Origin of the sequence: Pelagibius sp., from assembly GCF_028281305.1 — a bacterium.
GTDB lineage: Bacteria > Pseudomonadota > Alphaproteobacteria > Kiloniellales > Kiloniellaceae > Pelagibius.
Window position 1 is genome coordinate 95,319 of record NZ_JANQKD010000120.1, and the last position, 8,072, is coordinate 103,390.

Sequence of the window (8,072 nt, forward strand, 5' to 3'; positions counted from 1 at the left end):
CGTCATCTTATTGACGCTTTGTGGAAAATGATTACATCTATAGAGGTTCGTAATCACTTGGTCGGACACTTGTGGGCCGGCGGGTTCTGTGGCGGGCCTCGGACAGGTCGCCCTCGCCGGAACCCGGTCACTGGGTGCGGCGGCGCCGGACAGCAACCGCCCCAAACGACAACCGCCTGCGACAACCACGTGGTGAGACATGGCCCTAGACCAATCCAGTATCGGTGATCCCGGGCTGCCCTGGGACAAGAGCTATCCGCCCGGCGTCGCGTGGGACGGCCCGGTGCTCCAGGAACCGCTGTACCTGGCCTTCGACCGGGCCGTGGCCGGATACGGCGGCCAGCCCTGTCTCGACTTCCTGGGCAAGCGCTACAGCTACCAGCAGGTCAGCGATCTGGTCGACCGCGCGGCGCGCGGCTTCCAGGACCTGGGGGTCAGGAAGCGCACCCGGGTCGCGCTCTTCCTGCCCAACACGCCCTACTATGTGGTCTGCTATTTCGCGCTGATGAAGCTGGGCGCCATCGTCGTCAACGTGAACCCGCTCTATGCCGAGGAGGAGGTGCTCGACCTGCTGGCGGACTCCGGCGCCGAAGTGGCGGTCACGTTGGATCTGAAGCTGCTGCTGCCCAAGCTGGTTGACGCCTTCAGGAAGACGGCCCTGAAGAAGATCGTGGTCTGCGCCATGGGCGATGTCCTGCGCTTTCCCAAGCGCCAGCTGTTCGCCATCGCCAAGCGCGGCGAACTGGCGAAGATGCCGAAGGACGAGGGCTATGTTGCCTTCGCCCGCATGATCGACAACGACGGCCGTTTCGAGCCGGCGGAGGTGACCGTCGAGGACGTCGCGGTGCTGCAATACACCGGCGGCACGACGGGCACGCCCAAGGGCGCGATGCTGACCCATGGCAACCTCTCCGCCAACACCAGCCAGCTTTGGACCTGGTTCATCGGCGCCGAGATGGGCAAGGAACGCATGATGGCGGTGCTGCCGCTGTTCCATGTCTTTGCCATGACGGTGATCATGCATCTGGGCATCCGCGGCGCGGCGGAGATCGTTCTGCTGCCGCGCTTCGAGATCACCATGCTGCTGAAGGCGATTGCGCGCACCAAGCCGACCTGCTTTCCCGGCGTGCCCACGCTCTACAACGCCATCATTCACTATCCGAAGCTGGCGCGTTACGACCTCTCCTGCATCAACTACTGCCTCTCCGGCGGTGCCTCCCTGCCGCAGGAAGTGCGCGAGGGCTTCCAGACCCTTACCGGCTGCAACGTGCTGGAGGGCTACGGACTCAGCGAGACCTCCCCGGTGGCGACCTGCAACCCGCTGATCGGCACGCAGAAAGACGGCTCCATCGGCCTGCCGATGCCCGGCACGACCATCGAGATCCGCTCCCTGGACGATCCCGACAAGCTGATGCCGCTGGGCGAGGTGGGTGAGATCTGCATCCGCGGCCCCCAGGTGATGGCCGGTTACTGGCAGCGCCCCGAGGAAACCGCACAGACTTTGCGCGCCGGCAGCGTCCACACCGGCGACGTCGGCTACATGGACGAGGAGGGCTATACCTTCCTCATCGACCGCCTCAAGGAGGTGATCATCTCCGGCGGTTACAACGTCTATCCGCGGCATATCGAGGAAGCGATCTACCGGCATCCGCTGGTGGCGGAGGTCACGGTCATCGGCGTGCCGGACGACTATCGCGGCGAGGTGCCCAAGGCCTTTATCCGCCTGAAGGAGGGCGAGCACCTGACGCTCGAAGCGCTTCAGGACTTTCTCAAGGACAAGCTCTCGCCCATGGAGATGCCGCGCCAGGCGGAGTTCCGCGAGGAGCTGCCGAAGACCATGATCGGCAAGCTCTCCAAGAAAGAACTGATCGCCGAGGAGCGCGCCAAGCACGCCGCTGCAGCATCGCCGCAAGAGGCGGAGTCCGTGGGTCAGGGGCAGGAGCCTTCATGACCAAGCTCTACTCGGTGACCGAGCTGGCGCAGGAGCTTGACGTCACGCCGCGGGCGCTGCGCTTTTACGAAGACAAGGGTCTGATCGCGCCGCAGCGCGCCGGCAAGACCCGCGTCTACACGCACCGCGACCGCGGGCGCATGATTTTGATCCTGCGCGGCAAGCGCCTCGGGTTTTCGCTGCGGGAGATCGCCGAGTGGCTCGATCTCTACGACAGCGACCCGGGGCAGGTCGAACAGATGCGCCTGACTCTCAACAAGGCCCGTGATCGCATCGAGACCCTGGAGGCGCAGCATCGCGATCTGCAGCAAACCCTCGACGAATTGCGCAGCATTGCCTCCGATGTGGAGGATTTTCTGAGGTCCAAGGGCGCCAGTACCGAGGCCGCCGAGTAACAGTCTTACCCTCCGCCGCCGGCATCCGCGCTGCGGCCAGGAGATCAACGCCGAAAGGTCCGACCCATGCACAAGAACGTTGTTATCGCAGGCTACGCCCGTTCCCCCTTTCACTTCGCCAACAAGGGGGACCTGGTGAAGGTTCGTCCCGACGAGATGGCGGCCCAGGTGGTGCGCGGTCTGCTCGGAAAGACCGGGGTCGACCCCAAGGATATCGAGGACCTGATCGTCGGCTGCGCCTTCCCCGAAGGCGAGCAGGGCCTCAACGTCGCGCGGCTGATCGGTTTTCTCGCGGATCTGCCGATCTCGGTCGCCGGGACCACCGTGAACCGGTTCTGCGGGTCCTCCATGCAGTCGATCCACATGGCCGCCGGCAACATTCAGATGGACGCGGGCGAGGCCTTTATCTGTGCCGGCATCGAGTCCATGAGCCGGGTGCCGATGGCAGGTTTCAATCCGCTGCTGCACCCGGGCCTCGCCGAGCGTTTCCCCCAGGCCTACATCTCCATGGGCGAGACGGCGGAGAACGTCGCGCAGAAGCATCAGATCCCGCGCGGCCGGCAGGAGGAGTTTGCCGTCTCCAGTCACGTCAAGGCTGCGGCGGCACAGACCGCCGGCAAGCTGAGCGACGAGATCGTCCCGATCCAGGCCAACGGCGCGACGGTGGAGGCCGACGGTTGCATCCGCCCCGACACCTCCGCTGAAGCCCTGGCCGAGCTGAAGCCGGCCTTCTCGACCGACGGCAGCGTCACCGCCGGCACCGCCTCGCCGCTCACCGACGGTGCCTCCGCCGTGCTGGTGACATCGGAGGATTATGCCAAGGCCCACGGACTGCAACCGCTGGCCAGGCTGCGCTCGATCGCCGTGGCCGGCTGCGATCCGGAAGTCATGGGCATCGGCCCGGTGGCCGCCAGCCGCAAGGCGCTGGAGCGCGCCGGCATCGGCGTCGGCGACCTCGACATCATCGAGTTGAACGAGGCCTTCGCCTCCCAGGCGCTGGCCTGCGCCGACGAACTGGGTCTCGACCTCGAGAAGACCAACATCGACGGCGGTGCCATCGCCCTCGGCCATCCCCTGGGGGCGACCGGCGCGCGCATCACCGGCAAGGCCGCGCAGCTTCTGAAGCGCGAAGGCAAGCAGCTCGCCCTTTCGACCCAGTGCATCGGCGGCGGTCAGGGCATCGCCACGGTTCTGGAGGCGGCCTGATGACCATCGCATCCGCTGCCGTCATCGGCGCCGGCGTGATGGGGGCGGGCATCGCCGCCCATCTCGCCAACGCGGGCGTGCCCGTGCTGCTTCTGGACGTCGTGCCCAAGGAGGGCGGCAGTCGCAACGCTCTTGCCGAAGGGGCCATCGCCAGGATGCTGAAGGCCGACCCGGCACCCTTCATGTCCAAGCGCCTGGCCAAGCTCGTCACCCCCGGCAATGTCGAGGACGACCTGGAGAAGCTCGCCGGGGTCGACTGGATCGTCGAGGCGGTGATCGAGGACCCGCAGATCAAGGGCGCCCTCTACGAGAAAATCGAGGCGGTGCGCAAGGACGGCTCCATCGTTTCCTCCAACACCTCGACCCTGCCGTTGTCACTCCTGACGCAGGATATGCCGGCCCGCTTCCAGGGCGATTTCCTGATCACCCACTTCTTCAATCCGCCGCGCTACATGCCGCTGCTGGAACTGGTGGTGGGCAAGGAGACCCGGCCCGAGGTGCCGGAGACCATGACCGCCTTCGCCGACCATCAGCTCGGCAAGGGCGTGGTGCTCTGCCACGACACCCCGGGCTTTGTCGCCAACCGCATCGGCACCTTCTGGCTGCAGTGCGCGGTGGTGGAGACGCGCGAACGCGGCCTCACGGTCGAGGAGGCCGACGCCGTCATGGGCCGGCCCATCGGCGTGCCCAAGACCGGCGTCTTCGCGCTGCTGGATCTGGTCGGCCTCGACCTCATGCCCAAGGTGGATGCCTCGCTGGCCGCCACCCTGGCCCCGGACGACGCCTACCAGGGCCTGCGGCAGCCCTTTCCCCTTCTGGAGAAGATGATCGCCGAAGGCTATACGGGCCGCAAAGGCAAGGGCGGTTTCTACCGCCTGAACAAGGCCAACGGTGCGCGGGTGAAGGAGGCCATAGACCTGGGGAGCGGCGACTACGCGCCGGCGCAGAAACCGTCCCTCGCCAGCGTCTCGGCCAGCCGCCGCGGCGGCCCCAAGGCGCTGGTGGCGCATGACGACAAGGGTGGCCAGTTCGCCTGGGCCGTGCTGTCCCAGACGCTGGGCTATGCCGCCGCCCTGGTACCGGAGATCGCCGACGACGTGCCCTCCGTCGACCGCGCCATGCGTCTCGGCTACAACTGGAAATTCGGGCCCTTCGAACTGATCGACAAGCTGGGCGCCGCCGACTTCGCCGAACGGCTGAAGGCCGAGGGCCGCCCGGTCCCGCCGCTGCTGGAAAAGGCTGCAGCGGCTGAGGGCTTCTACCGGGTCCAGGACGGCCGCCTGCAGCACCTGACCGTCGAGGGCGGCTATGCCGATGTGGAGCGCGGCGACGGCGTGCTGCTGCTGTCCGACGTGAAGCTCGGCAGCGAGCCCCTGGCGAAGAACGGTTCGGCCTCCCTCTGGGACATCGGCGACGGCGTCGTCTGCCTGGAGATTCACACCAAGCTCAACACCATCGATCCCGAGGTCTTCAAGATCATCGGCCAGGCCGTTCAGTTCGTGCCGAAGGAACACAAGGCGCTGGTGATCTACAACGAGGGCAGCCACTTCTCCGCTGGCGCCAACCTGGGCCTGGCGATGTTCGCCGCCAATGTCGGCGCCTGGCCGATGATCGAGGACATGGTGGCCCAGGGCCAGAAGATCTACACGGCCCTCAAGCGTGCGCCCTTCCCGGTGGTGGCCGCGCCCTCCGGCTTGGCGCTGGGCGGCGGCTGCGAGATCCTGCTCGCCTCCGACGCGGTGCAGGCCCACGCCGAGAGCTACATCGGCCTCGTCGAGGCCGGTGTCGGCGTCGTCCCGGCCTGGGGCGGCTGCAAGGAGCTGCTGAGCCGTCTCGCCCGCGACCCCAAGCGCCCCAAGGGGCCGATGCCGCCGGTCGCCAAGGCCTTCGAGACCATCGGCATGGCGCAGGTCGCCAAGTCCGCCTTCGAGGCCAAGGAGCTGGGCTTCCTGCGCGGTGAGGACCACGTCACCTTCAACCGCGAGCGCCTGTTGGCCGACGCCAAGAAAACGGCGCTCTCCCTGGTCGAGGGCTACCAGCCGCCGGAGCCCGTCGAGCTCAGCCTGCCCGGGCCTTCCGGCAAGGCCTCCCTCGCTTTTGCCCTGCGCGATCTCTACGCCAAGGGCGTGGCGACCGAGCACGACATGGTGGTGGCGAGTGAGCTGGCTGATGTTCTGACCGGCGGCGATGGCGCCGACCACACCGAGCCGGTGAGCGAGGACGCGGTCCTGAAGATGGAGCGGGAAGCCTTCATGCGTCTGGTGCGCACACCCGGGACCCTGGCCCGGGTCGAGCACACCCTGGAAACCGGCAAGCCCCTGCGTAACTAGAGGCCTTGCACGTGAAGATGAAAAGAGTCGGCCCAGCGAATGACCCCGTGCTTCGAGACGCCCCCGGACTGTTCCGGGGGCTCCTCGGCATGAGGTCAATCGATCCGCAGCTTTGCCTCACCCTGAGGAGGACCGAAGGTCCGTCTCGAAGGGCGAGGCAAGGCGGGCCAAAGAGTCGTATTGCTGCGCGTTAGAGCAAGACATCGAGGAACCAGACCATGGTCAGCTATTCCGCACCCCTGGATGACATCCGTTTCGTGCTTTACGACCTGCTGGACTACGACGGCAGGGTCGCCAGCCTGCCGGGCTATGAGGAAGCGGGCCGCGAACTGGCGGATGCGGTGATCGAAGAGGGCGCCAAGTTCTGTGAGAACGAGCTCCTGCCGCTTAACCAGCCCGGCGACGAGGAGGGCTGCACCTTCGAAAACGGCGTTGTGCGCACGCCCAAGGGCTTCAAGGAGCTCTACGACGCCTTCTGCGAGGGCGGCTGGAACGGCCTGGCGCTCAGCCCCGACTACGGGGGCCAGGGCCTGCCCAAGACCCTGCAGTTCGTCTTCACCGAGCTGATCTGCTCGACCAACCTCAGCTTCGGCATGTATCCGGGCCTGACCCACGGCGCCTGCAACGCCCTGGAGCTGCACGGCAGCGACGAGCAGAAGGCGGCCTTCCTGCCCAACATGATCCACGGCCGCTGGTCCGGCACCATGTGCCTGACCGAGCCCCATTGCGGCACCGACCTGGGCCTTATCCGCACCAAGGCGGAGCCCAACGGCAACGGCAGCTACAAGATCACCGGCACCAAGATCTTCATCTCCGCCGGCGAACATGATCTCAGCGAAAACATCGTTCACCTGGTGCTGGCCAAGCTGCCGGACGCGCCGGAAGGCTCCAAGGGGATCTCGCTGTTCATCGTGCCCAAGTTCCTGGTGAAGGACGACGGCTCGGTCGGCCCGCGCAACGGCGTTGCCTGCGGGTCCATCGAGCACAAGATGGGCATCAAGGCCTCCTCCACCTGCGTCATGAACTTCGACGAGGCGGAGGGCTATCTGGTGGGCGAACCCCACACCGGCATGGCCAAGATGTTCACCATGATGAACGTGGCGCGCCTGGATGTCGGCATGCAGGGCCTGGGCCTGGCCGAGACCGCCTATCAGTCGGCCGCTGCCTACGCCAGGGAGCGGCTGCAGGGCCGCTCGCTGGCCGGGCCGCAGCATCCGGACAAGCCCGCCGACCCTATCATCGTGCACCCGGACGTGCGCAAGAACCTGCTGACCATGAAGGCCTACAACGAGGGCTCGCGCGCGCTCGCCCTCTGGGTCGCCATGGCCGTCGACGTCGCCGAGAAGCATCCCGACCAAGCGGTGCGCCAGGAGGCGGATGATCTGGTCGCCCTGATGACGCCGATCATCAAATCCTTCTTCACCGACCACGGCTTCGAGGCCACCAACACCGGCATGCAGGTCTTCGGCGGCCACGGCTACATCCGCGAGTGGGGTATGGAGCAGCTGGTGCGCGACGCCCGCATCGCCCAGATCTACGAGGGCGCCAACGGCATCCAGGCGCTCGACCTGGTGGGCCGCAAGCTGGGCCAGAACATGGGCCGCCTGCTGCGCCGTTTTTTCCATCCGGTCCAGGCCTTCATCGAAGAGCACCAGACCGACCCGCAGATGGCGGAGTTCGTGGCCCCCCTCGCCAAGGTGCTCAGCCGCCTGCAACAGTCCACCCTGTGGATCGCCCAGCAGGGCCTGAAGGACCCGGAGGAGGCCGGCGCTGCCGCCACCGACTACCTGAACCTCTTCGCGCTCACCGCTCTGGCTTACGTCTGGGCGCGCATGGTGAAGGTGAGTCTCGACAAGTCCAACGGCGAGATGCCGGCGTTCCACGAGGCGAAGCTCGCCACCGCGCGCTTCTTCTTCCAGCGTCTTTTGCCCAGAAGCTCCGGCCTCTTCGCCGCCATCATGGCCGGCAAGGCGCCGCTGATGGAGATGAAGGAAGCCGCGTTTTAGCTCCCCCGCAATTGATGTTGGTGCGGTCGCGCCCGACCCGATAGTCTCCTTCGCGGGGTGGGACCCATCGTTCCCGGGGGGACAGCGTGGACGCAGCCGCGGACCGACAGCGGACGGCCTTTCCTGAGTTCCGCTTTACCGGCACCTGGCGCAGCTATCAGGCGCGGGTGCTGCATGAGCTGGA

At 66.5% G+C, this 8,072-nt stretch carries 5 protein-coding genes; all 5 read left to right on the top strand.

The genetic code is table 11. From position 1 onward, the window contains the following. Positions 1-199: 199 nt before the first annotated feature. The 5 genes from Q0982_RS22510 (at position 200) to Q0982_RS22530 (ending at position 7,888) form a co-directional block, all read left to right on the top strand. Entirely contained in the window at positions 200-1,951 is a 1,752-nt protein-coding gene (locus Q0982_RS22510; RefSeq protein WP_299400005.1) for a long-chain fatty acid--CoA ligase, read from the top strand. Next, the gene (locus Q0982_RS22515) at positions 1,948-2,346 is read left to right on the top strand and encodes a MerR family DNA-binding transcriptional regulator (RefSeq protein WP_299400007.1); all 399 of its coding nucleotides are present in this window, start codon (positions 1,948-1,950) and stop codon (positions 2,344-2,346) included. Before Q0982_RS22510 ends, Q0982_RS22515 begins: the two co-directional genes overlap by 4 nt. A gap of 66 nt (positions 2,347-2,412) precedes the next feature. Beyond that, positions 2,413-3,552, top strand: a complete 1,140-nt coding sequence (locus Q0982_RS22520; protein WP_299400009.1) for a thiolase family protein — start codon at positions 2,413-2,415, stop codon at positions 3,550-3,552. Continuing rightward, the gene (locus tag Q0982_RS22525; protein WP_299400011.1) at positions 3,552-5,882 is read left to right on the top strand and encodes a 3-hydroxyacyl-CoA dehydrogenase/enoyl-CoA hydratase family protein; all 2,331 of its coding nucleotides are present in this window, start codon (positions 3,552-3,554) and stop codon (positions 5,880-5,882) included. The genes Q0982_RS22520 and Q0982_RS22525 overlap by 1 nt, the downstream gene beginning before the upstream one ends. Before the next feature lie 218 nt (positions 5,883-6,100). Continuing rightward, positions 6,101-7,888: an acyl-CoA dehydrogenase C-terminal domain-containing protein gene (locus tag Q0982_RS22530; protein WP_299400013.1), complete on the top strand. Its 1,788-nt coding sequence runs from the start codon at positions 6,101-6,103 to the stop codon at positions 7,886-7,888. Positions 7,889-8,072 lie beyond the last annotated feature (184 nt).